Below are 25,300 nucleotides of genomic sequence, written 5' to 3' on the forward strand. Positions count from 1 at the left end.
AAGCGATGAGTCGTTCCGCGGCGGGTCCTACCGCCTTCGTCCTGGGCGGAGGCGGGCTGCTGGGCGCGGTCGAGGTGGGGATGGTCCGAGCCCTGTTCGAGCGCGGGATCGTCCCTGACCTGGTGGTGGGCACCTCGGTCGGTGCGCTCAACGGCCTGGTGGTGGCGAACGACCCGACGTCCGCCTGCGTCGACCGGCTGCGTGACCTCTGGACCGAGATCGCCGAGGGGGGCGACGTCTACGCCGATCGGGCGTGGACGCAGCTGCGCCGCGCGTGGCGGACCGGCACTCACCTGCACTCGGCGGAGCCGTTGCGTCAACGCCTGGAGAGGGAGTTCGCGGGCGTCCGGTTCGAGGACCTCGCGGTCCCGTTCCAGTGCTGTGCGTCCCACATCGAGCGGGCGTCGGAGCACTGGTTCACGACGGGCCCGGTCGTCCCGGCGGTGCTGGCCTCGGCCGCCGTACCAGGGCTGTTGCCGCCGGCGGAGGTCGACGGCGAGCACTACCTCGACGGTGGGATCGTGAACTCGATCCCGGTCGGGCGCGCTGCCGAGCTGGGCGCGCGCCGGATCTTCGTGCTCCAGGTCGGTCGCGCCGAGCGGCGGTTGAGCCCGCCACGCCGGCCCTGGGAGGTCGCCCGGGTGTCCTTCGAGATCGCCCGCCGGCACCGGTTCCATCGCGAGCTGGACGCGTTGCCGGCCGACGTCGACGCCTATGTCCTGCCGTCCGCCGTCACCGCGGACGACGACTCGCCGTTGGCCTACCGGGACGCCTCGGCAGTCCACCGGCGGATCGAGGCGGCCTACCGGGCCGGACTCACCTATCTTGCGGAGGTCGCATGATCCATCCCGCGATCGCCTGGGTCATCCGACGGTTCGTCCTCGCGCCGCTGCTCATCCTGCTGACCGTGACCCTGTGGACCAGCCTGCCGCTGTGGTTGCTGGCGACCGGGATCGCGTCGGCGTTCGTCCCCGGCTGGTTGCGACCGGTGCGCCTGCTCTGGGTCGGGCTGCTGCACCTGACGCTGGAGACCCTGGCCCTGGTCGCCCTGTTCGCGCTGTGGATCGGCTCGGGATTCGGTTGGCGGCTACGCCGGCCGTGGTTCGAGCGGATGCACTACGCGATCATGCGGACCTACCTGGTGGTCTTCTTCCGGGAGGCGCGGCGCGTGCTGCGGCTGAAGATCGAGACGGTCGGCACGGCGCCGGACGCGTTCCCAGGGCATCCGCTGCTGGTGTTCTGTCGTCACGCCGGCGTGGGCGACTCGTTCTCGATCATGTACGCGTTGATGCACTGGTACCACCGCGAGCCGCGGATCGTGCTCAAGGAGATGCTCGCCTGGGACCCGGCGCTGGGCGTGATGCTCGCGCGGGTGCCGAGCCGGTTCGTGTCGCACCGTCCCGGTCGGGATCTCGAGGCCGAGGTCGGCGACCTCGCCCGCCACCTCGACGCCAACGACGCGTTCGTGATCTTCCCCGAGGGAGGCAACTTCACGAAGGGGCGGCGCACCCGGTCCATCGCCCGGCTCCGGAAGCTCGGCCGCGAGGACATGGCTGTCCGCGCCGAGGCGATGTCCCACGTCCTCGCGCCGCGACCGGGCGGCGCGCTCGCAGCGCTCGAAGCATCGCCCGAGGCAGACGTCCTGCTGGTCGCGCACACCGGGCTCGACCACATCGACTCGCTCGGCGACATCTGGCGCGAGCTGCCGATGGACAAACGGCTGCAGATGGGGTGGTGGCGCGTGCCCCGGGATGAGATCCCCACGGGTCGCGAGGAGCAGATCACCTGGCTCTTCGACTGGTGGCAACGGATCGACGACTGGGTCGACGAGCACAAGCCGGAAGAGCTACCGCGCTAGCGATCACACCCGCCGGAGGACCGCCGTCACCTTGCCGAGGATCGTCGCGTCGGTGCCGTCGATCGGCTCGAACGCGTCGTTGTGCGGGAGCAGCCAGACCCTGCCGTCCTTGCGCTGGAAGGTCTTCACGGTGGCCTCGCCGTCGATCATCGCGGCGACGATCTCGCCGTTCTCGGCGGTCGGCTGCTGGCGGATCACGACGTAGTCGCCGTGGCAGATCGCGGCGTCGATCATCGACTCACCGCTGACCTCGAGCAGGAACAGTTGGCCGTCGCCGACGAGCTGGCGGGGGAGCGGGAAGACGTCCTCGATCCGCTCCTCGGCGAGGATCGGGCCACCGGCCGCGATCCGGCCGACCATGGGCACGTTGGTGGGGACGGGAGCGGAGTCGCCGAAGCCGGTCTCGTCGTACGACGTCTCCGACGCCGAGCCGACCGCCTGCCGGCGCATGGTCTCGGGCAGCACGACCTGGAGGGCGCGGGGGAGGCTGGGGTCCTTCTTGAGGAAGCCCTTCTCCTCCAGCACGCGCAGCTGGTGGGCGACGCTCGAGGTGCTGGTCAGGCCGACGGCCTTGCCGATCTCGCGCATGCTCGGGGGATAGCCGCGCTGGTCGATGCAGTCCTTGATGTGCTGGAGCACTCGCTGCTGCCGCGGCGTGAGCCCGCTCGCGTCGGGCGGGCCGTCGGGAAGCTCGCTGACCTTCTTCGCCCTGTCGTTTGGCATGGCTCGACGGTAACCCCAATCACACCTCGGTTTCAAACATCTGTTCGAACCTGCGTGTCGCGACACGCCCTCGAACAAACTTTCGAGCCGGTCCTTGAACCGTTCGAACAAGTGATCTAGTCTCGTACATGTGTTCGATCGAACTGTTGATCGAACGGTCTCTGTCGGAGGTCCTCGATAGACATCACTCGAACACACCAGATCCCCCGGGCTCCGAGAGTCGGAGCCCTTCCCCCGGAGGTCACACGATGAGCACGATCACTTTCACCCCGCAGGTCAGCTACAGCGCTCGTCAGGTGCGCCTCACCCGGCGTGGCCGGCTGGTGGTCTTCGGTTTCGGGGTGCTGCTGGCCTTCGCGCTGGGCGTGTGGTTCGCGGCCGGTTCGGTCGCCACCCAGGACGCCGGCGTCAAGCAGGTGGAGGTCGTGACCGTCGCTCCCGGCGAGACCCTGTGGGACATCGCCGCCGACGCCACCGCCGTGACCGGCGAGGGCGACGTGGGCGCCATGGTCGAGCGCATCCAGGAGATGAACAGCCTCGACTCGAGGATGGTCCTCGCCGGCCAGACGCTCCGGATCCCCACCGACTGACGACCCGGTGGTCGAGTAGCCCGAGCCGCCAGGCGAGGGCGTACCGAGACCCCGCAACTGAACAAACTTCGTCCGCGACCTCGACCCCCGCGGACGACAGGGCCCACTGCCCGGGCCCGAAGGGGAAGACGAAGGGCGGACCCGTGACCCCGGGTCCGCCCTTCGCGCCTTTCGTCGGTGGTCGAGTAGCCCCGAGCCGCCAGGCGAGGGCGTATCGAGACCTAGCCGCCGTAGCCGACGAGGGTCGGTCTGGCTTCGATCGCTTCCAGGTTGGCGGGCGCGCCCTCGATCGTGACGCTGCCCGGTACCGACTGCCACGCACCGCCACCGACCCGGTAGTCCGCAACCCAGGTGGTGTCCATCGCCGGCCGGTAGTCGCCCTTCTTCAGGTAGTTGTGGGTGATCAGCAGCTTCGGGTACGGCGCGCCGGGCTTGCTGGTCGTGATCGACTCGCCGTCACCGAAGTGCCAGGTGTACGAGTGCGCCCAGATCCGCAGGTCGACCCGCTGCCCGAGCAGGGTGACGGTCCGGTTGAGCGTCCGCTCCTCGGTGAAGAAGTTCGTCTTGAAGTTCACCAGCGTCTGGCCGCCCGGAGGCTGGATGGAGAAGGTCGAAGGCGGGAGGGAGATCCGACGGAATGCGGTGGCGACGACATCGTCGGTGACGACCGGCGGCCCGCCATCGGAGGGGCACCAGTAGGAGTCGTTCACGCGCTGCCCGTTCGGGAGCTCAATCCACGAATGGATCTTGAACGTGCCGTCCGGACAAGTGAGCTCGCCAGTGCACACTCCGACACACGCTGGCTCTTGGCGGTAGGTCCCCACTTGCTGAACAGGGTCGGTCGACGGCGGGACGGTCGACCCGCCGTTCGACTCTTTTACGCCAGTCGCAAAGCTGTCCTCGTCGGCATCGACCCATGGATCGTCGAGTGCTGCTGCGTCGCCGAATCGCAAGGTCAGCACAATCAATATGAGCGCAAGTAGGCGACTCATGGGACGTCCAAGAATGTGATCTGCCACGAGCCGTTTGCACGCTCCAGCCCGAAGAGGAAGTTGAGCTCGCCAGCTCGCACGTTCTGGTTGAGGTCGCCCGCGCCAACGGTTCGGGAGCGGTTCACCTTGACGCGCGTCGACACGTTCCAAGCACCGCTCGGCGTTTGCCCAGGAATCGCCTTCTTGAGTTCGAAGCTGCCGCCGAGAATGCGGCCTCCTCGCTTGTAGACCCGGCTGATGGATTTGATCCCGCCGTTGCAGCCTTCGCACGAGGGGACCGACAGGGTGCTGAGAAGGCGGACATCGCCTGTGCGGCGGGCAAAACTGACGACCTGCCAGTAGTACTGGACGAACGCCGTAGCCCCTTCCTTCGTCTCTGGTTCGGCTTCGACCGGAAGTGTCGGTTCCACCGGCCCGGTCGGGGTGGGCTCGGTCGTCGCACTGGTGGGAGGCGGAGCAGGCTTGCTGCTGGACTCGAGCGGCTGCGGGGGATCCTCTTCGTCCTCACAGCCCGCCACAAGCCCGGCGATCAGCAGCGCGGTGACTCCGATTGCCGATCGTCCGCGGAGAGTCACGGTCATGCAGGCCTCCCGAGATGAAACGCCGCCCTGACCCACGGGCGGGGGCACGAAAGTACCGCGGAATCTCGTTCCGCCGACACCCCTCGATCTGCTCTGTGGAGAGTGGGCGCTCGACGCGAGTTGCCGCTACGTATGGCTGTCGACCGCCCTAACGAGCAGCCCGCTTGCCGCCCTTGGGCGCGCCCGGATCCTTCTTCGGCTTGGGATCCGGTGCTTTGGTGAAGCCGAGCGCGCGGGAGAACCGCGCGACCAGCATGAAGCCGAGGAACAGGCAGGCGACGGCGCCGACGGCCGCGACCGCGAGGTAGCCCCATGCTTCGGAGTCGTTCTCGTGGCGGGCGGTCGAGCCGAAGTCGATCGCGGCGTAGACCAGGTAGCCCCAGGCGACCACACAGAGGGTGATGCCGATGGCGAGGAGGAGCAGCACAGGGCGGAATCCCTGCTTATGGCGCTCACCCGCGCGCTTCCCGCCGCTCACTGGGGCATTCTGTCCGATGCACCAAGCCCGAATGGTCAGGACCCGCCAACCGGCCCAGGACCGCTCATGTCCCCACAAACGCTGAGCGGTCCCGGACCGGAGGACTCTCCGACGTTACGCCCGATCGCCGCCGGACGCCATCAGCCATCAGGACGGTTTCGCGTGCTACTTCGGCGCCACCAGGTAATTGACGATGACGCGGTTGGAGTCGGTCACGGAAAGCGTGACCGTGTGGGAGGCCGTCGCGTAGACGCCGCTGATCGCGCTGCCGTTGTCGACCGGCTCCTGCACGACCGTGGCGCCCGCGCCGGTGAGCGTGGCCTCGGCGTCGTCGTACGCCGCCTGCTTGTCGCCGCCGGCGGGTCCGACCTCGACCGTAGTGGTCCAGGTCTTGGAGTTCTTCGCGTAGGTGCCCTCGATGATCTCGCCGTCGACGACCGGCACCTCGTCGACCGGGAAGTCCTTCGGCAGCTCACCGGTGGTGACGTTGAAGTCGGTGCCCTCGATGTTGATGTCGCTGCCGTCGATGTCGGCGTCGATGCCCTCCTCCTCGAGGGCCTTCTCCGCGGCGTCCTCGCCGATGTTGCTGCAACCGACGAGGGAGACGGCCAGGAGCGCCGTGGGGACGGCAACGAGCAGGCGGCGGGTACGACGGAGCTGGTGCATGACGGCCTCCAGGGCTGCGCAGAAGTGGGGTGCGACATGGGTTCGGTCGCGCGGCCTCGAGGCCAGGTCGAACGTTAGCGACGGGAGGCTTCCCCGGGATCGCCCTTTCGAACGATTCGACCCCCATCTGAGACGGTTGTGAGACGTCGACACGCAGGTCGACACGCCGCACTTCCGGCGGTCAACAAGCCCCTGACCTGCGCAAACGTGACCCAGACAACATTCCTCGGACCAGTTTCCGGCGTTCGCTTGCACGCCTAGTGGCAGAGGCGTAGTGTCACCACAACATCTAGTACTTACAACGGTGTAGTTCTCCACATCTAGTTCACAGAACCGGTGCCCGAACTGCACAGCTAGAGCCGGATTATCCACAGGAGCGGCCCGATCGAGGGTCTAGTTCGCCATGCCCAACGCACGCCGAGCTTGTCGAGGCGCCAGAGAGGGGGATCGTCGCATGCACTGCCCGTACTGCAAGCACGTCGACACCAAGGTCCTCGACTCCCGGGTGTCCGACGACGGCTGCTCGATCCGGCGCCGCCGGATGTGCCAGGACTGCGAGAAGCGGTTCACCACCGTCGAGCTGATGCAGCTCACGGTGCTCAAGCGCTCCGGCGCCACCGAGCCGTTCAACCGGGAGAAGGCAGTCGCCGGCGTCCGGAAGGCGTGCAACGGCCGGCCGGTCACCGAGGACGAGCTCGCCCGCCTCGGTCAGGAGGTCGAGGACCAGCTGCGGCTCGCCGGGAGCCCCGAGATCGCCGCCCACGAGGTGGGCCTGGCGATCCTGGCCCCGCTCCGCAGGCTCGACGAGGTCGCCTACCTGCGCTTCGCGAGCGTCTACCGCGGCTTCGAGTCCGCCGACGATTTCGAGGCAGAAATCGCCCTGTTGCGGATGGAGCGAGCCGACGCGGTTGTTGTACAGGAGACACCCGCACCAGCCCCCTCGGGCTGACCCCAGACGCCCGGGCAGGTAGTGGGGAAGCTGCCTGTCCGGGCCACCAACTTCCGGCATCGAACTGTCGGTGCCACCAGCAACACTCATAACCGATGCGGACACCCAGCCAGGGGGATCAGGAGAGTCATGACCGAGACGGCCAGCTCAGCAGCGACAGGTACGACGGGCGCCCGCAAGGGCCTCACCATCAACCGCGTCTTCAGCAGCGAGGGCGTGCACCCCTACGACGAGATCAAGTGGGAGCGGCGCGACGTCGTACAGACCAACTGGAAGACCGGTGAGACGGTCTTCGAGCAGCGCGGCGTGGAGTTCCCGGACTTCTGGTCGGTCAACGCGAGCACCATCGTCACGACGAAGTACTTCCGTGGCGCCGTCGGCACCCCCGAGCGCGAGACCGGCCTCAAGCAGCTGGTCGACCGGGTCGTGAAGACCTACACCAAGGCCGGCGTCGAGCACGGCTACTTCGCGACCCCGGCCGACGCGGAGACCTTTGAGCACGAGCTCACCTGGCTGCTCGTGCACCAGTACTTCTCCTTCAACTCCCCGGTCTGGTTCAACGTCGGCACCCAGTCGCCACAGCAGGTGTCCGCCTGCTTCATCCTCTCCGTCGACGACTCGATGGACTCGATCCTGAACTGGTACAAGGAAGAGGGCTTCATCTTCAAGGGCGGCTCCGGTGCCGGCCTCAACCTCTCCCGGATCCGGTCGTCCAAGGAGCTGCTGAGCAGCGGCGGCACGGCGTCCGGCCCGGTGTCCTTCATGCGCGGTGCCGACGCGTCCGCGGGCACCATCAAGTCCGGCGGCGCCACCCGTCGCGCGGCGAAGATGGTCGTGCTCGACGTCGACCACCCCGACATCGAGGAGTTCGTCGAGACCAAGTGGCGCGAGGAGGACAAGATCCGCGCCCTGCGCGACGCCGGCTTCGACATGGACCTGGGCGGCAAGGACATCACGTCCGTGCAGTACCAGAACGCCAACAACTCGGTCCGGGTCACCGACGAGTTCATGCGCGCGGTCGAGGACGGCAGCGAGTTCGGGCTGCGCGGACGCAAGACCGGCGAGGTCATCGAGTCCGTCGACGCCCGCACGCTGTTCCGCAAGATCAGCGAGGCCGCGTGGGCCTGCGCCGACCCGGGCCTGCAGTACGACGACACGATCAACGACTGGCACACCAACCCGGAGACCGGTCGGATCACCGCGTCCAACCCGTGCTCGGAGTACATGAGCCTCGACAACTCGTCGTGCAACCTGGCGTCGCTCAACCTGCTGAAGTTCCTCAAGGACGACGACACCTTCGACGCCCCGCTGTTCGCGAAGGCCGTCGAGCTGATCATCACCGCGATGGACATCTCGATCTGCTTCGCCGACTTCCCGACCGAGGCGATCGGCGACACGACGCGTGACTACCGCCAGCTCGGCATCGGGTACGCCAACCTCGGCGCACTGCTGATGGCGATGGGCCTGGGCTACGACTCCGACGGCGGTCGGGCGATGGCGGCCACCATCACGAGCCTGATGACCGGCACGTCGTACCGCCGCTCGGCGGAGCTCGCCGACATCGTCGGCCCGTACGCCGGCTACGCCCGCAACGCCGAGGCGCACAACCGGGTGATGCGCAAGCACCAGGCGGCCAACGACGAGGTGCGCACGTTCCACATCGCCGACGCCGACGTGCACAAGCTGGCGACGGAGGAGTGGGCGCGGGTCGTCGAGCTCGGCAAGGTCAACGGCTTCCGCAACGCGCAGGCTTCGGTGCTCGCGCCGACCGGCACCATCGGCTTCATGATGGACTGCGACACGACCGGCATCGAGCCGGACTTCTCGCTGGTCAAGTTCAAGAAGCTGGTCGGCGGCGGCTCGATGCAGATCGTCAACCAGACGATCCCGCGGGCGCTGAAGAAGATGGGCTACGACGAGGAGAAGATCGAGGCGATCGTCGCCTACATCGCCGAGCACGGGCACGTGGTCGACGCGCCTGGTCTGAAGACCGAGCACTACGAGGTGTTCGACACCGCGATGGGTGAGCGGTCCCTCAAGCCGATGGGCCACGTGAAGATGATGGCGGCCTGCCAGCCGTTCCTGTCCGGTGCGATCTCGAAGACGGTCAATCTGCCGGAGTCGGCGACGGTCGAGGAGATCGAGGACATCTACCTCCAGTCGTGGAAGCTTGGCCTCAAGGCCACCGCGATCTACCGCGACAACTGCAAGGTCGGCCAGCCGCTGTCCGACGGTGGCGGCAAGGCCAAGAAGGACGCCGCCGACGCTCTCGACGCCGCAGCCGCGGTCGTGGAGAAGGTCATCGAGAAGGTCGTCTACGCCCCGACCCGCAAGCGGCTGCCGAAGTCGCGCCAGTCGCGGACGACGTCGTTCACCGTGGGCGGCGCCGAGGGCTACATGATCTCCGGCGCCCACGACGACGGCCAGCTCGGCGAGGTCTTCCTCAAGCTCGGCAAGCAGGGCTCGACCCTGGCCGGCGTGATGGACGCCTTCTCGATCGCGGTCAGCGTCGGCCTCCAGTACGGCGTGCCCCTGGAGACCTACGTCTCGAAGTTCACCAACCTGCGCTTCGAGCCCGCCGGCCTCACCGACGACCCCGACGTGCGAATGAGCCAGTCGATCATGGACTACATCTTCCGCCGCCTGGCCCTCGACTACCTGTCCTTCGACGCCCGCTCCGCCCTCGGCATCTACTCCGCCGAGGAGCGCCAGCGCCACCTCGAGACGGGCAGCTACGAGCCCGTCGAGGAGACCGGCTCTGCGAGCGAGCTCATCGAGGACCCGGCACCCTCCGCTGGTCGAGTAGCGCCGAGCGCTAGCGAGGCGCGTATCGAGACCCCGGAAGTCGAAGAGGCCGAGATCGTCATCGCCGACAAGGCCCCCGGAGTCCCGCAGGCACGCACGTCAGCCGAGCTCCTCGAGCAGATCACCGGCCACGCCGTCGACAGCCCGCTCTGCATGACCTGCGGCACCAAGATGCGGCCGGCTGGTTCGTGCTACGTGTGCGAAGGCTGCGGCAGCACCAGCGGTTGCAGCTGATCACCAAGCGGGCTCGGAGGGCGGTCGCCGACTGAGGCCGCCCTCTGCCTCTTGGTGCAGAGGTAGTCCAACGGCTCAAAGAGTTGCGACTCAACCCGGGGAGGGGTGGCGCATCGGCGACACGACGCCCTCATCGCACACACCCGTGCGTTCTGATGTCATCTGCGCAGTGTCAGGGAGCGGACAACCCCTTGAGCTTCTTACTCTTGCCACGTAAGGCCACCTTGCGCGGACGAGCGAGTTCGTCCTTATCCGGGACAGCTGCAGTTGTGGTCAGCGCATCCATGTGAAGGATGTAGACGTTCCGGAACCGTTGGACGTCGAACACGTCGCTCGCCACCGGGCGGCGCTTAGCGGTGACGAGGCCAGCGCGTCGAAGTTCTTGGAGGCCGGCGGAGCGGGTGTCGTGAGAAAGGGAGTAACGGAGATTCGCGACCTCGGGTGAGAACCAGAGCTCCTGATCGTCCCTCTTGCCTACTTGTTCGGCGAGCAGGACGAGAAACATTGCGGTGCCTGCGGCGGAGAGTGTCGCCATCCAGCCAGAGGTCCAGAACGTCGGTGGTACCTGTACGTATCGATCACCGGCGAGGGAGGCTAGGTCGGCGCCCTTCGTCCTGGCCTTGTTGAAGACCTCGCCGGGTACGCGATACCTCTTGCCTGTTCCAAGCTCGTTCAGCAGGGTCACTCGGTTCGGCAGCCCGGCCTGCGCTGCGACGGTCACGAAGTTGTTCTCTTCGAGCCAGGAGATTGCGTCGTTGACACGACGGGCGCCCTTTCCACTCGGGTCAGGGAGGTCGAGGAGGGTTGCCCAAGCGCGCGCTGGATACGCGACATCGTGGGGCGGAGCCGCGGCCAACCACAGCATGGACAAGTAGGTCTTCATTCGGACTTGACCCCCACGGCCCCCCCGCAGCATCCGCGCGAGTGGCGTGGGGCCACTCGTGTCGTTGCGTTCGATGAAGACGCGGCGAAGCTGCGCGGTTCGGTCTCGGCTGCGGTGCGAGAGCGACAGCGCCGCCGCCAAGGCGTCTGGAGACGGTCTGCGCATGGTCACCTCGCGTTGCTTGCGTCGCGCCGGGCGGTAATAGTTAGTCATTAACCGGTAATTAATTAGCTATCACGTAGTGGTCAATACAAGCGTATCTTCTACTGCGATGCAAGGGTAGGGGTAGCTGCGGGCTACAACCGCTCATTATCGGTACAAGGGTGGTAGTGATGCACCCCAGGAACGCTAGACCTGGATCCACCTGCGAGTGTACTGTCGAGGGACGGCGGAGGGACATCGATCCGGACCTGTCACTGGCGGCCTGAGGTAGTCCTCAGGAGGTGGCTGGGACGGCACCGGAGAGAACCGAAGTCGAGCGGCGGCAGCATCCATGGGCTATGTCCTAGGCCGGCAGGCGAGCCAGGATCCGGCGGCAGATAGGGGCCGGGGGTACGTGTCCCGAGTTCCCATATCCGCCCCGGGCCGCCGCGCCCCACATCGTCGGCGACGCCGGAGGAGATCGAGGACATCTACCTCCAGTCGTGGAAGCTCGGCCTCAAGGCCACCGCGATCTACCGCGACAACTGCAAGGTCGGCCAGCCGCTGTCCGACGGTGGCGGCAAGGCCAAGAAGGACGCCGCCGACGCCGCCTCCTTGCTGGTCGAGCCTGTCGAGACCAAGGTCATCGAGAAGGTCGTCTACGCACCGTCCCGCAAGTGGCTGCCGAAGTCGCGCCAGGCCCGCACGGCGCCGAGGGCTACATGATCTCCGGCGCCCACGACGACGGCCAGCTCGGCGAGGTCTTCCTCAAGCTCGGCAAGCAGGGCTCCACCCTGGCCGGCGTGATGGACGCCTTCTCGATCGCGGTCAGCGTCGGCCTGCAGTACGGCGTGCCCCTGGAGACCTACGTCTCGAAGTTCACCAACCTGCGCTTCGAGCCCGCCGGCCTCACCGACGACCCTGACGTGCGGATGAGCCAGTCGATCATGGACTACATCTTCCGCCGCCTGGCTCTGGACTACCTGTCCTTCGACGCCCGCTCCGCCCTCGGCATCTACTCCGCCGAGGAGCGCCAGCGCCACCTCGAGACCGGCAGCTACGAGCCCGTCGAAAAGACCGGCAGCCCGTCGGAACTCATCGAGGACCCCGCGCCCTCCGCCACGACCGCCGGTGGTCGAGTAGCGCCGAGCGCCAGCGAGGCGCGTATTGAGACACCCGAAGCCGAGACGCCGACGGTGATCGATGCCGAGGTGACCGAGGATCCCCTCGCCGGCGCCCCGAAGGCCGCCCGGTACGTCAGCCGAGCTCCTCGAGCAGATCACCGGCCACGCCGTCGACAGCCCGCTCTGCATGACCTGCGGCACCAAGATGCGGCCGGCTGGTTCGTGCTAAGTGTGCGAAGGCTGCGGCAGCACCAGCGGTTGCAGCTGAGCAACACACAAGAAGCACGCCGAAGGGCGGTCACAACAGGCGATCGCCCTTCGGAACCCCTTTGGCGTCGATCAGGCATCGACGCTGATCTGCCGGGTCTTTCGCGGCTTGCTAGACACTTCTCTGCAGGATCGGTTCTGACCAGCCTCGGTCTAGGTGTCCGGCGGAGGGTTCTGTACGCGGCTCCCATCGAGCTGGGTGTGGCTCTCTTCCGGTCTGCAATCCGTAGGGCACCGTGGCGAGCCGCAACGCGCGGGTGGTGCCAAGGTCGGAGCAGCAGTTCCCACCCTCGCCGTCACTATCAGTATGAGGCGGGGATGGAGACACTATTGCGCGTCTGATTATCGGGGTCGACGTTCACAAGCTCTCAGCGACCATCAAGGTCGTCACCCGACAGAACTGCTCGGAAGTGGCCGATTCAGCGCCGGCCCTGCCGGTTGCACCGAGGTAGGTCTACGCGAAAGCCAGGCAGGACACCGGCGCCGGGCGGCCGAGGGGAGCAACACGCCCGGCGCTTTGTGTTGTACCTGCTCGAGGCTGGTGAGGAGGTGGTGGACCTGACGGCCAGGCTGGCGGCTCGGGCTCGCCTCTCCGATACCGGCCATAACCGCAAGACCGATGTCCGCGACGCCCATTCCATAGCGATCTCACGGGGTCTGCACCACCGAGCTTCGCGTGCCGTGGCCGACGGTGAGCTCGAAGCAGCTGCGGATCTGGGCGCCGGGGTCAGTGGGCCGAACAGAAGCAGAATGAACTGCCGCAGGCGTAGCAACTTGGACGCCCACTGCATCGCTTACAACCACAGCCGAGAATCGGCTCAGTGTGGTGCCGCACGTCGACGTCGTTGGTGTTGTCGTAGTCGACGTGACAGGTGGGACAGGTCAGCACCGACGTTCCCCTCGTAAGTGGTTCAGCTTCGCAAGAATCTGGAGTCCTAGCGATTGGGTCGCTCCACCTCGCAACCGTACCAACTTCCAAGGCCTTAAGGCCGACATAGCCCGCTCATCGGCGATGATTGCGGGCGACGCAAACGTTCGCCAGGTGAGACTCCAAGTTGCTACGAAGCGGCTGCGGAGAAGTCTAGCCTCGTGCTCAGCGTGCTGATGTCTGCAGCGACGGCGCTTGGGGATGCCTGATTGCGAAGCTTGCGCGCGCGATTTAGCTAGCAGTGGGGCGCGGCAATCTGGGCTCGAGAAAGAGCCGAACGGGCGGCCTGAAGTCGTCCCTGACGGGAATGGTTCCGCGGTAATCGATCTCTCGATTTTCGTAGTACCATGCGTCGTTCCCCGACACCGCCCCAGGTTGCCAGCGGCTAATTCCACGCCGTCTTCCGTCGAATACGACCAAATACCCCTTAACCTCGTGGCCAGGATTGCGTTCGTACGCATCATCCAAGTAACCCGATAGTTGTGGCACTCCCTCACGCGCACGCGAATCCGCGTACGAGTAGGAAGCCAGTCGGGTGTTTGTTTCTTCCAAGCACTTGCCGACCCATTTTACCTCGAGCAGCGCGATGTGTGTGGTAAGCGACCAAGTGACTTCGATATCGACCGGTTCCGTCTCCGACTGATTCTGTTCCTCGTTGACCCGGATCGCTTGATGATCTCGTAGGGAGGACCTCAAATGTTGTGCCAAGGATTCGCGCATGATGATTTCGGGATGATTGACGAAAGCCAGCCTGCGTCCTTGCCCGTCGTCTGCCCACACCGTCTTCAAGATCTTGCATGTGCCCTTGCTTGCGAGCCGTTCGTGATACCAGCTTAAGGAGTCCTCGAGTTCCCAAAATGTTGGCGAGGCAATTGCGCTAGGATATCCATTCGGATTCGGCACACTAACGTGCCCGTCAGGCAGAACAATTGCCTCGGTCCCGTCGCCGGAAGCGTTCGAATACCAGTACACGACCGCCGACAGCGCCATCGCGTTGATATCATCTGAACCGAGGGGTCGTCCGCGTGCCGTGCCGTCGGCCATGACTTCGACGACTGCCCCGGCCGAAAGGCTGTTCAGTTTGTAAGCCGTATCGAGCTGGCTGCTAACGCTGGGGTCAAGCACACCCCCTGGAGCGATACTCGCTACAACAACGAGGCCCTCCGGAAAGCTCTGAGGCGACCGAACTCGGTAGATCCTCTTCACGGTTGCAAGAACAGCCTGCAATCGCTCAACACCAGGCGCTCCATGGGCGCGCTCGACGTGAACTTCGAACAACTGCTCGGCGATCCCCGCCATGACCTCACTGTCGTAAGTCATCCGCCGACCTGTCGGTCCGGATCTGCCGCGAGGTAACTTAGCCAAACCACTGTGGGTACCATCAGGTTTGACCGTGAGGATCCGTCGCCAACAGCTTCGCGCAACCCGTCGAATTGCTCGATTACCAACCCGAGGCTGGTGTCGTCAAGGAGTCGTTTGCGCCGCATGAACGCGATGGCGCGCCGCAGTCCCGGCTCCCGATTTAGCGCGTCCGAAATTGATGGAAGTGTCATCGACATCGAGGCCGCGATGCTCGCGGAGAGGTATCTAACGCGCCTCATGTTAGGGGCAAGCCTGCTTTGAAATGCTACCTCTTCGCGGCCGGCCGCCGAGGCCTGAAAGATCTTCTCGGAGCGGACGATCCATCCGACCCGCTGGCATTGCTGCGCGGCCTCGTTCAGAGTGGTCGAAAAGGGGGCGCCGAGATCGGTGACTGAAAAGCCGAACTCCCATGCCGATGCATCTTCCCCGTCGTAGACGGACATCAAGCATCCAAGATAGTCCAACGTCTGCAATTCAGCCACTGACAATCCAGTGTTCGGATCCGCCGAGCTGACCAGGAACAACGTGTCGAACACTGCAGGAACCGAGATCAATTGGATGCGCCGTTCAATCGTGCCTCGATGTCACCGTAGGCTGCCTCAAAGTCCGCCTGGGCGTCTTGTTGAACCGACGTTAGATCTGACCACTCCGTCATCCGAACGAGTTCCATCTTTTCGTTCCTGCAGATCGTTGCCAGTTCTAGCAGCAATTTCGACGTGTTGATGTTCGCCGTCATGATCACGTGATCCTCTGCTCCTGCGAACAAGCCGAACATCCGTCCGGCGCGGCCCTCGTACGCAATGTCGAGTGAGCCCTCAGGTGTGTCGATGTAGAGCGTGGCGGGCGCCTCCAGGCTCGACAACTTACGTGCGAGTGCCATACGGAGAGCAATGTCGACAAAGAATCGCTGGCTTTCGGAGAGTGTGTCTGCCGCGGGCCGCTGGGTTCCCTGCAGCGTCAGGGACAAGCCCAAGTGGTGGCCCCGTCGCTCCAGGTCGACTTGCAACGGCACCCCCAGGAACTCGAACGCCAATTCTTGGAGCAGGGGAACGAACTCGTTCTCCATCTCAGCAAAGCGCCTGCCGAGGTCCTGGCGGAGGACATCAAGAGAGGCGATAGCCTGATCGCGGCGTTGAAGTGCCTGCTCCTTCTGTTGCAGGAGGTCCGCGATTTCTCGTCTAAGTCCGGCACGGGCGTCGTCGACGACGCCGGCATCGCCGCTCCCGCGCAGCAATGCGCGGGTGTTCGCCGCGCGGAAGGTCTCGAGTGTCGTCCGAGCACTTCGGATGCGCGCGTCCGCCTCGTCCAGAGCGCGGACCTTTCGAGACACATGTTCCCGCAGGGATCGGACATCTTCGCCCGCGTCGACCAGGCGTTGACCGAGTTCGGTCAGCCGTGTGGCGAGCGCCGCGGCACCTTCAGCTGTCTCCGCGCTCAGGGCGGATGTGCATAACGGGCACCTCGAGGACTGAAGTAGGTCATTCACAGCGTCGCGAACGGCTACGTCAGCCGTGCCGCAAATGCCACAGGTTTGCTCCTCGAGGGCCGCAATCACGAGCGGATGCAGCCGTGCGGCAGACGCCAGGGCGACTCGCTCGCGGAAGGCTTCTTCGTACGCCTGCCTGGCAGCAGCCTCACCGATTCCAGCTTCGTCCAGTCGGGCTTGGGCATCTTGCACAGATGCCACGAGCTCGCCGTGTTCGGCGCCGGCAGCGTCTAGTTCGGTCAGCATCCGTTGATGCTCGGCTTCTAGGTCCCCATCCTCACTTTGAGATTCACCTCCCAAAGCTGCCTCTAGGGCGTCGAGGCGCTTGCGAACTCCGGTGGCCTGCCACTGGAGATTTCGGACCTTCGACTCGCTCGAGTCGTAAGCGCGTTGCAGAGCCTCGGCGCGCTCAGCTGATTCCGCCGAGTAACCGAAAGCGAGGAAGAGTGCTTGCTCGGAGATCCGATCGGACCAAAAGAGCAAATGACGTTGCTCATCGAAGGTCAAAACAAACCATTGGAGGAACACCAGTTGAGCGAAAGAGTTGAGGCCGGTAGCTTCGATGATCTCGTTGACATACCTGCCGTGGCGCTCGGCATCGGTCACTTCCGCTCCAGAGAAGTCGATGGTTTCTCCATTCTCGCGAGTTATCGAAAACGCTCGCAGACCCGTCGGCGAGAACATGCCCCTGGTGAGGTGGAACCGTTGCGTCCCGACCGCCAGTTCGATCTCTACTTCCGCAATTTCGTGATCATTTGGCGAGATTCGACCGTCGAAGTATTTGGTTGAGTAACCTGAAATATCTTCATAGAATTTTGAGGCTCCGAGGAAATTTGTCCCCGGCTTGGCCACCGTGCCGGTGACGGCAAAATTGAGCGCGGACAGAAAGGTCGATTTTCCCAGGCCGTTCGCGCCTGCCAAGCAGAAGACCGACTTCTCAAAAGCGACCTCTATCGTTCGGGCTCGGCTGTAAAGCGAGAAGTTCCGCAACGTCATTCGGGTCGGCACCGGCAATGTGACCGATCGGTGGTCTGGCATTTGCGCTCCTTGTCCGGAAACTTCGGCTACCTCGATTGGCAGTTCGTCGCGAGTGGGCATCAATGAGGGCTTACTCCGACGCTGGCTTCGACGCAAAAATCGCCGTCTCGCGCAGGAATCGGGAAGCTGACCGACGCCGCGTCGGAACCCGCGCCACCTCAAGTCGGTCCACGTTGAGCCCTGCTAGCTCGGAAAGTCGGGCGATAAGGAGATCTGCTGCAATAAGAAGTTGCTGATCGTGGGATCCGTGCAATGAGTTTCCCACAACGCAGACCATCTGCCCGCCCTTTCGCAAGCATCGTTCTACTTTTAACAGTGTGGTGAACATGTCGTCGACATAGCCTAAGACCAATTGTCGTCGTGCCGACCTATATCGGTCCGCCGGTATTACCGCCAACAGTGGGCTGACAAGATCTTCGATCTCTCGCCGGTGGGTCGAATCGTGAAATCTGTATTCCTCCTGCCACTTCAGACTTCCGTGGCTCCGAAGGGATGTGCGCCGCTGAGCCCGGAACTCGTCGTGACTATTAATGAAGTTCAGGAACCAGGTTTCTAGTTTGTACACTTCGGTGTAATCAATATTGTTGGGGTACGGCGGCGAAAAAAGGGAGAGATCGCTCGCGGCTTCGTCTGTTGGCGGTACCTCAAAATCACGGACGTCGCCGTGATGGGACCGGCCCGTGATTGAAACGGGACGCCGAGGGAGATCCTCATGAACGATCTCGGCGATAGCCTTGAACCAACCGAACGGATCGTTCGTGCGAGGTTCTGTGACCCGCCTCAAGGCCCGACCGTCTTTTCGCAGGAAGCTCGATGGTTCGATAGTTGCTGCCAGGCAAATCATCAGCAGCCTGCGTTCCACACTTGAGGCCGGCGACCCCTTGATTGCCTGACGGAGCCGGAGAAGGCCTAACAGGCTGTCCGAATCAAAGTAGCCGGACCTGAAGGTAGCGAGGGCGGGCGCCTCGAGCGAGTCTGGATCGACGACTTGGCTAGCCTCGACGACAGAAGCCGCGAGCGCGTCGAATTCCGTTGGGGGATGCTGCGCTGCGGCCAACTTGGCCGACGAGAGTAGGTGCAAGAAGGGGTTGGCCTCGAGCCCCATATACGAGGCCCGCGACAACTGACCGTCGGTGATCATCTGGACCAGAGTTGCAGCGACGGTGCCAGAACCAGCAAACGGTTCGAAAACCGTCAACTCCTTTAGGTCCGCGAGCCCTGTATCTTTGAGGACGCGTGGTAACAACTGATACGAAAATGCTTCCTTTAGGTGGAACCAACGGTGCATCGGCTCGTCGGAGTTTCCAGTCGGAACAACCAAGGCGCCGTAGTCCCCAGTGGAAGCCTCCTCGAAGCACTCTGCGACTTCCTCGTAGTGCCGCTCGAGACGATCTGCGGCACTCATGCGTTCCACCCAGCGAGGCTTGTCACGGTGCGTAGTACGTCGCGATCCATGGCACGCGTCAACGATAGAGCCAGTGGACGCTGCGGGGGGTGAGCATCGCAGATTTGCGTCGGCACGGGCCCGTGATGAGGGAAGTCGCTGTCATCGCCGGTCCCGGGTAGCCACAGAGTTGTGATGCCACGGGTGCCTTGCCGCACGCCGGCGATCGGTTGGAGGCCGCTCCATGGTGGGTGGAACGGCGCGCAAGGGCGGCAGATCACTGTGTCCTCGCACCCCTATTCTCTGTAACGGTGGGATGGAAGTAGTCGTAGAGGGCGACGTCGATCGGATCGTTGAACCGAAGCATCATGCGCACGACATTGAGCGGGTGACCGTCGGCGTTGGGCATCGTCGTCTCCTCCCCGTCGTGCGACGTTGCCTGACCGAGGTAGTACGAGCCACTACCTTCGGCATCGTCCTTCTTGACAAAGACGTGGATGGCGACCGCGTTGTTGACGATCGGGACGACCTCGCGGCTCTTGAGCGTGAGGCGGTTGCGCGTGTACCAGAGCATTGTGGTCCGGTCGACGAGCCGGTCTCCGTAGGCCGTGCTGACGGCGATGTCGTCCGCTTTGTGCAGCGTTACGAAGACAGGGCACACCCCGGTCTCGACCTCGGTCTTGTAGCCATAGAGCGTCGAAGCCCAGTTACGCGGCCAGCCGAGGAGACGGCACACCTCCTTGCGCGAATACTGGAGGCCGGGGGTGAAGACCTTGGTTGGGTGGTAGCGAGCTTTGACCAGCTCGGCACCGGTCGTCCGGAGGTCATCGACAGCTGCACGGAAGGTGTCATTGCCGCCGTACGAGGCGATGAATGCTTCCGAGAGGGATACCGAGCCGTCGCCGCGTCGTGTGACGATCGGATCCTGGTAACGCTTGATGTCAGCTTCGGCGTGACGCTCAAGCGTGAACGTGTCGATCGCGCTGGCGACGACCCGGTCGTCGTGAGTGAGACCAGCCTCGTTGAGGCGAGCTTGGATGGTGGACGGCTCGACCCGTCCGCCTGCCAGCAGGGTGCCGAGGAGAACGAGTTCGTGTCCGCGCTTCGCGGGCAACACCTCGTGGGAGAGCAGGCCTAGCGCCCGCGTTTCGGCGGGGGAGAGGCCCGACTCGACCTTCAGGATTGCCTGCACCAATGCCGGGTAGTGCTCCCGCTTCGTCGCCAAGAGGATCGGGTCGACAGATTCGAATCGGAAGAAGTCACCCAGGGTCGGTACCCCGCCCACTCTGTCCTGCATCTCCAGCATGGCCGCCTTGATGCGCTGCATCTTGTCTAGCGTCGTTTCGGCTATTGCCTTCAGGACCCGCTGCTGAGAGATCTTGTCGAACCGGACACTCGATAGGCCGGGCAGGACGCCCGACTCTTCTGCAGCGATCAGATTCTTCCGTAGCGACTCCTTGTTGAGCGACTCGTCTCCGAAGAGCGCGATCGGGATGAGGAAATTGTTCGCGTAGTTGCCGATGAAGTCGATGACGACTAGGTACTCCTTCGCCTCCGCCTTGCGGAGTCCTCGGCCGAGCTGCTGCACGAAGACGATCGCGGACTGCGTCTGACGAAGCATGACGACCTGATTGATCGACGGGATATCGACGCCTTCGTTGAAAACGTCGACGGTCAGGATGTAGTCGAGCTCGCCGTTCTCGAGCCGCGCAACCTCGGCCTCTCGGTGTGGGATCGAGTCGTCGCCAGTGAGCGCGACCGTGCGCAGGGTCTGTCCGCGCAGCGTGCGCTTGTTGAGCTCGTCCGAGAGTGCCCTCGCCTCGGCCTTCCTGCTACAGAAGATCAGGCCTCGCGGCGGGACCCCGGCCTGGCCGTAGGTCTCGAGGGCACCGATGAGGTGCTTGATGCGATCCGGAGCGATGAGGACGGCGAGATCGCTGTCGTCAGTGATCGTCGTCCCGTCGTCGTAGACCACCTCCGCCACGCCGTAGTAGTGGAACGGACTCAACATGTCTTCCTCAAGCGCGTGATTGAGGCGGATCTCGTACGGCACGTTGTAGTCGAATAGTTCGTAGACGTTGAGACCGTCGGTGCGCTCGGGTGTTGCGGTCATGCCTAACAGGAAGCCGGGGGTGAAGTGCTCAAGGATTCGCCGATACGTTGTCGCGCTCGCCCGATGCGCCTCATCGATGATGATGTAGTCGAAGTCGTCCGATGCGAACTCAGCAAGAACCTGAGGCTGCGACAGTGTCTGACTGGTTGCGAACACGAACGGACGGTCGCCCTGCTTGGCGGCGCCGGTCAGTTTGCCGAAGTCGGAGCTCGGTCGTTCCAGCACCCGTTGGTATTCGCGGATCGTGCGGTCCAGGATCTGTTCGCGATGGACGACGAACAGCATGCGAGCGGGACCGCACGCGCGCACGTCGAAGGCCGACAGCATCGTCTTGCCTGTGCCAGTTGCCGAGATGACGATGGCCCGCTTTCCGCCCTCCGCCCTGACGTCCGCGAGCGCTCTGATCGCGTCTCGCTGCATGCGGTTCGGCAGAATCTCGACCACCGCCGGGTCGGTCGAGCCCGCGGCGTGGGTTGGCACAACTCGAGGCGGCGGTGCAACGTACTGAGTTGTGTATTCGTCGATCCATCCCTGGGTCAGTGGCACGGAGATCTCAATCTCCCGCGCCACCAAGGCCGTGATCTGGTCTGCGAGGTCGCTTCCGAGCGCTGCGCTGACCTTCAGATTCCATTCGTGGTTGCGGACTAGCGCCGTCTCAGTGAGGTTCGAGCTGCCAACCATTGCCGTAACACTGTCGCCGTGCTCGAAGATGTAGCCCTTCGGATGGAAGGCGCTCGAGGAGTGGATGCGTACATCGACGCCGAGGTGCTTGAGGTTGTGCAACTCGGCGAATGCCTGCGGTGTGTTAAACGCCAAGTAGTCCGAGGTGATGATCGTGCCTTCGCCGGCGAAGTCCACGAGCTCTTGCTTGAGGAGCGCGATCGCTCTTGTCGAGACGAAGGCAACTGAGAAGGTGAAGCGATCGCACCGCGCGAGCTCCTCGCGCAAGGTCCGCAGGACCGAGGCACCGCTCTGGTTGAGGACAACTCGAGGGTGCCGATGCCGCGGGGCCGTGATGTCAGCAGCGAGGTAGCCAAACTGGACGTCGCGCGCCAGCGGCTCGTCCCAAGACAGGTCAACTGTCATGCGCCGAGATCGATCCGGAGTTGGTCGACTGCGGGGACATCCGCGGGTGCCCAAGGGAGCTCGGCCATCTCGGATGGGGTGCACCACCTCACGTCTGCGTGCTCGGTGAGCTGCGGTTCACCCTCAACGAGTTCGCAATAAAACGTCGTCAGAGTGACGATCGCAAAGTCGTACTCGTGCGTCGTTGTCGCGACCTCAGCGCCCACCTCGACCCGACACAAAAGCTCTTCGACGATCTCCCGTTCGAGTGCCGACCGCGGAGTCTCGTCCAACTCGATCTTCCCCCCCGGAAACTCCCACAGCCCGTCCAGAGCTCCCGCTCCCCGCTGGGCGCAAAGGACTCGCCCCCCGCGCACCACGACCGCTCCGACAACGTTGATGTGCTTTTTCACCCGTCACCCTTCGCTCTCGACGGGGCGAGCCTAGTTCGGGGTCCGACTCAACTGAGGGGATTGACGCCCGCGTTCCTCAGCGGTTCCGGCCAAGGCCGGGGGCTCCGCCAGATATCGTTCGGATTGAGACGCGATCCTGAGGAGTGCACACGTCGCACAAGGACCGCCGCTCTTCGGCCCAGACGTACTGCTTGCAGAGTCGGCATCGAAGCGTCAGCCGCGGCGACCTTCGGCTCACCTCGGTCGTGACCTCCGCGGGAGGCGGGGCGGGCTGGGACCGTGCGTCAGACTCCTGCCACTTCGGAGGTTCGCCGACCTCGGCGATCAACGCCTTTAGCTTCTGCTCGCGTTCGTCTATTGCTAGCTCGTACTCGTATCGAAACTCATAGGGCAGGCGATCGATCTCTGCGCGGAGGCTTGGCAGCATTTCGCGCACATGCCAGACCTTTCTCTTGCGCAGCCACGAATCGACGACCGGGAGCTGCGTGTCGAGTCGCATCTGGGGGTCCTTCGGCGGCACCGGACCAAGGTGTCAAATCTGGGCGGCGCATGAGACCGAACGAATGGATTTCTCTGGGCGGCAGATGGGTTGTCGTCGGCGAAGGCCGATAGCGAGTCGGGCGGGTGAGCGCGATCGTTGGATCGCTCGCGGGCCGTCCAACTACTCAGCTCTTCACGCACATGAGCGTGGTGAGGCGGGCGACGACCTCCACGAGGTCGGTCTGGGCCTCGATGAGGGACTCGAGGTCCTTGTAGGCGCCGGGGATCTCGTCGATCGCGCCGGCGTCCTTGCGGCACTCCACGCCCACGGTCTGGGCGGCCAGGTCGTCGAGGGTGAAGGTCCGCTTGGCCCTCGACCGCGACATCCGGCGGCCGGCGCCGTGGGAGGCGGAGCAGTACGACGCCTCGTTGCCGAGACCACGTACGACGTACGGGCCGGTGCCCATCGAGCCCGGGATCTGGCCGAACTGGCCCGCGCCGGCACGGATCGCGCGCCGTGGGGACACGATCAGCGCGACGCCATAGGAACGGAACCGGGTCTCGATACGCCCTCGCCTGGCGGCTCGGGTTACTCGACCAGCGGCGGTGACCGCGCTCCGCGAACGCCCGAACGACCACCTCGCAGAACAGCGCCATGACGGCGCGGTTTGCGGGCGGCGTATTCCTGCGCCCCGTAGAGGTCGCTGAGGTAGGCGTCCATCTCCGCCGTACCGGCCAGGAACACCGCGAGGTCACGGTCGGGCAGGCCCCAGGTTGGCTCCGCCAGGCCCGTCGGCGACGACTTTCGCAATTTGGCCTCCTCCGGCACGAGAGGAGGAGCAACCTCTACTAAGCCCAGTTAGAGGCGCGGAGGCCCCGATGTCAGACCCCCACACCAGCCAGCAACTCCCCGAGTGCGACGTCATCATGAAGGGCGGGATCAGCTCGGGGATCGTGTACCCGCGAGCAGTGGTCCACCTGTCCGGCAGGTACCGCTTTCGCAGGCTCGGCGGCACCTCCGCCGGCGCGATCGCGGCGGTTGCGGCCGCGGCAGCCGAGTACGGCCGGAGCGGTGGCGGCTTCACGAAGCTCGACGGGCTCCCGGACAAGCTCGGCAAGGCGATGGCGGACCTGTTCCAGCCGACGCTCCCGACCAAGGCGGTCTTCCGGCTCGGGCTCGACTGGCTTCAGCCGAAGTGGGGCCTGCCGACCAAGCTGCTCAGCACCGTACGACGACTGGTGGCTGCGGCACCGGTGCTGTTCACCGCCGTGCTCGTCGTCTTTCTGCTCCTTGGCAGTCTGCTCGTCTGGTCGCCGGCAGAACTGCCTGACAGCATCCTTCGCTGGGTGGCGTTCGTCGTCGGAGCGGCGGCGTGGGTGCTCATCTCGTTCGTGATCGCACTGGGCGCCGCAGGTGCGTGGATGCTGCTCCGAACGCTGAAGACGCTGCCCAAGCAGGGCTTCGGGATCTGCGACGGCCACACCCGCGACAAGGGCGCCGCCGTACCTCCGTTGACGGACTGGATGCACGAGCAGTTCCAAGATCTCGCCGGCCGTACGACGGACGAAGCGCCGCTGACCTTCGGCAACCTGTGGGGCGAGGAGGCTGTGAAGGCGTTCCAGGAGCTGCGCGGGAAGGACGGTGTGCTGCCGCGGCAGTGGCGCGAGGTGGCCGCGCTCCGTCGCATCGACCTCGAGGTGATGACCACCAACGTCACGCTGGGGCGGCCGTACCTCTTCCCGTTCCGCGAGCGGATCTTCTACTTCTGCGCCGAGGACTTGAAGTCCTACTTCCCGAAGGCCGTCGTCGACCACCTGGTCGACACGTCGGAGGAGGCGGAGGACCAGACCCGCGACGACGAGAACGGCCGGCCGGTTGTGATTGCGATGAAGTGCCCGCGCCACAACCTTCAGGTGCGCTCCCTCCCCGAGCCGCAGGACCTCCCCGTGCTCATGGCGGCCCGGATCAGCCTCAGCTTCCCGATCCTGCTCAGCGCCCTCCCGCTGTTTTGCGTCGACTGGGCTCGCGGCCCCGGCAAGCAGGGGCTGATCCAGACCTGGTTCTCCGACGGCGGTATCTCCAGCAACTTCCCGATGCACCTCTTCGACTCGCCCCTGCCCAGCCGGCCCACCTTCGGGTTCAACCTCGGCCCTGCGCACCCGGACTACCCCGACCTGGTCTGGGCGCCCCGCGAGCAGGGTCGCTCCGGCAGCCTTCCGCGGAGTCAGGAGATCGCCTCGGTCCCGAACTTCCTCCGCGCCGTCCTCGGCTCGATGCAGAACTGGGGCGACAACACCCGGATCACCATGCCCGGCTTCCGCGACCGGGTCGCCATCATCCGGCAGAAGGACGGCGAGGGCGGCCTCAACCTCGCGATGCCGCCTGAGGTCATCAAGGCGCTCGCCGACCGCGGTGCCGAGGCCGCCGCCCTCTTCGACGACTTCGACCTCGACCTGCACAAGTGGGTGCGGTACCGCGTCTCCATGGCCGCGACCGACGAGCTGCTCGCCACACTCTGCACCGGGTACGACTGTGGGTTCGGCGACTACCTTGCGGCCTACCGGCCGAACACGACCCGGTTCAAGCCTGCCGCCAAAGACGGCGAGGCGACCGCCGCCGTCATCGCCACTGCTCGCCTGTTGGCTGAGAAGAAGCACCCTGGCACCGGAGGCACAGTCCCGCGCCCCGTGCCCGACCTCCGCGTCACGCCGAGGCTCTGATGAACGGGTGGTGCCTCGC

General features: G+C 64.8%; 19 protein-coding genes and 1 pseudogene. 7 read left to right on the forward strand and 13 right to left on the reverse strand.

Annotated features, from left to right (window positions below):
• Window positions 1–5 precede the first annotated feature (5 nt).
• Both SHK19_RS03320 and SHK19_RS03325 read left to right on the forward strand, forming a co-directional pair.
• Complete coding sequence (locus tag SHK19_RS03320) at window positions 6–842, forward strand: patatin-like phospholipase family protein (RefSeq protein ID WP_322456932.1); 837 nt, start codon at window positions 6–8, stop codon at window positions 840–842.
• Window positions 839–1,858, forward strand: coding sequence for a 1-acyl-sn-glycerol-3-phosphate acyltransferase (locus SHK19_RS03325; protein ID WP_322937846.1), 1,020 nt, complete (start codon window positions 839–841; stop codon window positions 1,856–1,858). Before SHK19_RS03320 ends, SHK19_RS03325 begins: the two co-directional genes overlap by 4 nt.
• 3 nt (window positions 1,859–1,861) lie before the next feature.
• Here SHK19_RS03325 and lexA read toward each other — a convergent pair whose 3' ends face one another.
• On the reverse strand, window positions 1,862–2,581 hold the full coding sequence (gene lexA, locus SHK19_RS03330; RefSeq protein WP_322937847.1) for a transcriptional repressor LexA: 720 nt from the start codon (window positions 2,579–2,581) through the stop codon (window positions 1,862–1,864).
• A gap of 248 nt (window positions 2,582–2,829) precedes the next feature.
• Here lexA and SHK19_RS03335 point away from each other — a divergent pair, with 248 nt between their 5' ends.
• Window positions 2,830–3,171 (forward strand): LysM peptidoglycan-binding domain-containing protein, encoded by a 342-nt coding sequence (locus tag SHK19_RS03335; protein WP_322937848.1) that lies wholly within the window; start codon window positions 2,830–2,832, stop codon window positions 3,169–3,171.
• Window positions 3,172–3,392: 221 nt separating this feature from the next.
• Here the strand turns inward: SHK19_RS03335 and SHK19_RS03340 are convergent, their stop codons facing one another.
• From SHK19_RS03340 to SHK19_RS03355, 4 genes are all read right to left on the reverse strand, one after another.
• Window positions 3,393–3,881, reverse strand: a complete 489-nt coding sequence (locus SHK19_RS03340; RefSeq protein ID WP_322937849.1) for a PKD domain-containing protein — start codon at window positions 3,879–3,881, stop codon at window positions 3,393–3,395.
• 278 nt (window positions 3,882–4,159) lie between these two features.
• Window positions 4,160–4,744, reverse strand: coding sequence for a DUF6318 family protein (locus SHK19_RS03345; protein ID WP_322937850.1), 585 nt, complete (start codon window positions 4,742–4,744; stop codon window positions 4,160–4,162).
• 148 nt (window positions 4,745–4,892) lie between these two features.
• On the reverse strand, window positions 4,893–5,171 hold the full coding sequence (locus SHK19_RS03350; RefSeq protein ID WP_322456926.1) for a hypothetical protein: 279 nt from the start codon (window positions 5,169–5,171) through the stop codon (window positions 4,893–4,895).
• Between the two features lie 216 nt (window positions 5,172–5,387).
• Window positions 5,388–5,888: a hypothetical protein gene (locus tag SHK19_RS03355; protein ID WP_322937851.1), complete on the reverse strand. Its 501-nt coding sequence runs from the start codon at window positions 5,886–5,888 to the stop codon at window positions 5,388–5,390.
• A gap of 454 nt (window positions 5,889–6,342) precedes the next feature.
• On the opposite strand from SHK19_RS03355, the gene nrdR reads away from it, so the two are divergent.
• Entirely contained in the window at window positions 6,343–6,837 is a 495-nt protein-coding gene (nrdR, locus tag SHK19_RS03360; protein WP_322456924.1) for a transcriptional regulator NrdR, read from the forward strand.
• Window positions 6,838–6,966: 129 nt separating this feature from the next.
• Window positions 6,967–9,876 (forward strand): vitamin B12-dependent ribonucleotide reductase, encoded by a 2,910-nt coding sequence (locus SHK19_RS03365; protein WP_322937852.1) that lies wholly within the window; start codon window positions 6,967–6,969, stop codon window positions 9,874–9,876.
• A gap of 172 nt (window positions 9,877–10,048) precedes the next feature.
• On the opposite strand, the gene SHK19_RS03370 is transcribed toward SHK19_RS03365, so the two are convergent.
• A complete protein-coding gene (locus SHK19_RS03370; protein ID WP_322937853.1) occupies window positions 10,049–10,759 on the reverse strand; it encodes a hypothetical protein in 711 nt (236 codons plus the stop codon).
• Between the two features lie 603 nt (window positions 10,760–11,362).
• Between SHK19_RS03370 and SHK19_RS03375 the strand changes: the two are divergent.
• A pseudogene (locus tag SHK19_RS03375) lies at window positions 11,363–12,253 on the forward strand (TSCPD domain-containing protein); the annotation flags it as partial.
• 1,197 nt (window positions 12,254–13,450) lie between these two features.
• Here the strand turns inward: SHK19_RS03375 and SHK19_RS03380 are convergent.
• The 7 genes from SHK19_RS03380 to SHK19_RS03410 form a co-directional block, all read right to left on the reverse strand.
• Window positions 13,451–14,518: a hypothetical protein gene (locus SHK19_RS03380; RefSeq protein WP_322937854.1), complete on the reverse strand. Its 1,068-nt coding sequence runs from the start codon at window positions 14,516–14,518 to the stop codon at window positions 13,451–13,453.
• A 17-nt stretch (window positions 14,519–14,535) separates the two neighbouring features.
• Window positions 14,536–15,117, reverse strand: a complete 582-nt coding sequence (locus tag SHK19_RS03385) for a hypothetical protein (RefSeq protein WP_322937855.1) — start codon at window positions 15,115–15,117, stop codon at window positions 14,536–14,538.
• Window positions 15,118–15,131: 14 nt separating this feature from the next.
• Window positions 15,132–17,105, reverse strand: a complete 1,974-nt coding sequence (locus SHK19_RS03390; RefSeq protein WP_322937856.1) for an AAA family ATPase — start codon at window positions 17,103–17,105, stop codon at window positions 15,132–15,134.
• A gap of 70 nt (window positions 17,106–17,175) precedes the next feature.
• Window positions 17,176–18,519, reverse strand: a complete 1,344-nt coding sequence (locus SHK19_RS03395) for a hypothetical protein (RefSeq protein ID WP_322937857.1) — start codon at window positions 18,517–18,519, stop codon at window positions 17,176–17,178.
• A gap of 247 nt (window positions 18,520–18,766) precedes the next feature.
• Window positions 18,767–21,688 (reverse strand): DUF3427 domain-containing protein, encoded by a 2,922-nt coding sequence (locus tag SHK19_RS03400; protein WP_322937858.1) that lies wholly within the window; start codon window positions 21,686–21,688, stop codon window positions 18,767–18,769.
• On the reverse strand, window positions 21,685–22,080 hold the full coding sequence (locus SHK19_RS03405; RefSeq protein WP_322937859.1) for a (deoxy)nucleoside triphosphate pyrophosphohydrolase: 396 nt from the start codon (window positions 22,078–22,080) through the stop codon (window positions 21,685–21,687). Before SHK19_RS03405 ends, SHK19_RS03400 begins: the two co-directional genes overlap by 4 nt.
• Before the next feature lie 665 nt (window positions 22,081–22,745).
• Window positions 22,746–23,087, reverse strand: a complete 342-nt coding sequence (locus SHK19_RS03410; protein WP_405030454.1) for an RtcB family protein — start codon at window positions 23,085–23,087, stop codon at window positions 22,746–22,748.
• Between the two features lie 352 nt (window positions 23,088–23,439).
• On the opposite strand from SHK19_RS03410, the gene SHK19_RS03415 reads away from it, so the two are divergent.
• Window positions 23,440–25,281, forward strand: a complete 1,842-nt coding sequence (locus SHK19_RS03415) for a patatin-like phospholipase domain-containing protein (protein ID WP_322937860.1) — start codon at window positions 23,440–23,442, stop codon at window positions 25,279–25,281.
• The last annotated feature ends 19 nt before the right edge of the window (window positions 25,282–25,300 follow it).

Origin of the sequence: Nocardioides bizhenqiangii, assembly GCF_034661235.1 — a bacterium.
Lineage (GTDB): Bacteria > Actinomycetota > Actinomycetes > Propionibacteriales > Nocardioidaceae > Nocardioides > Nocardioides bizhenqiangii.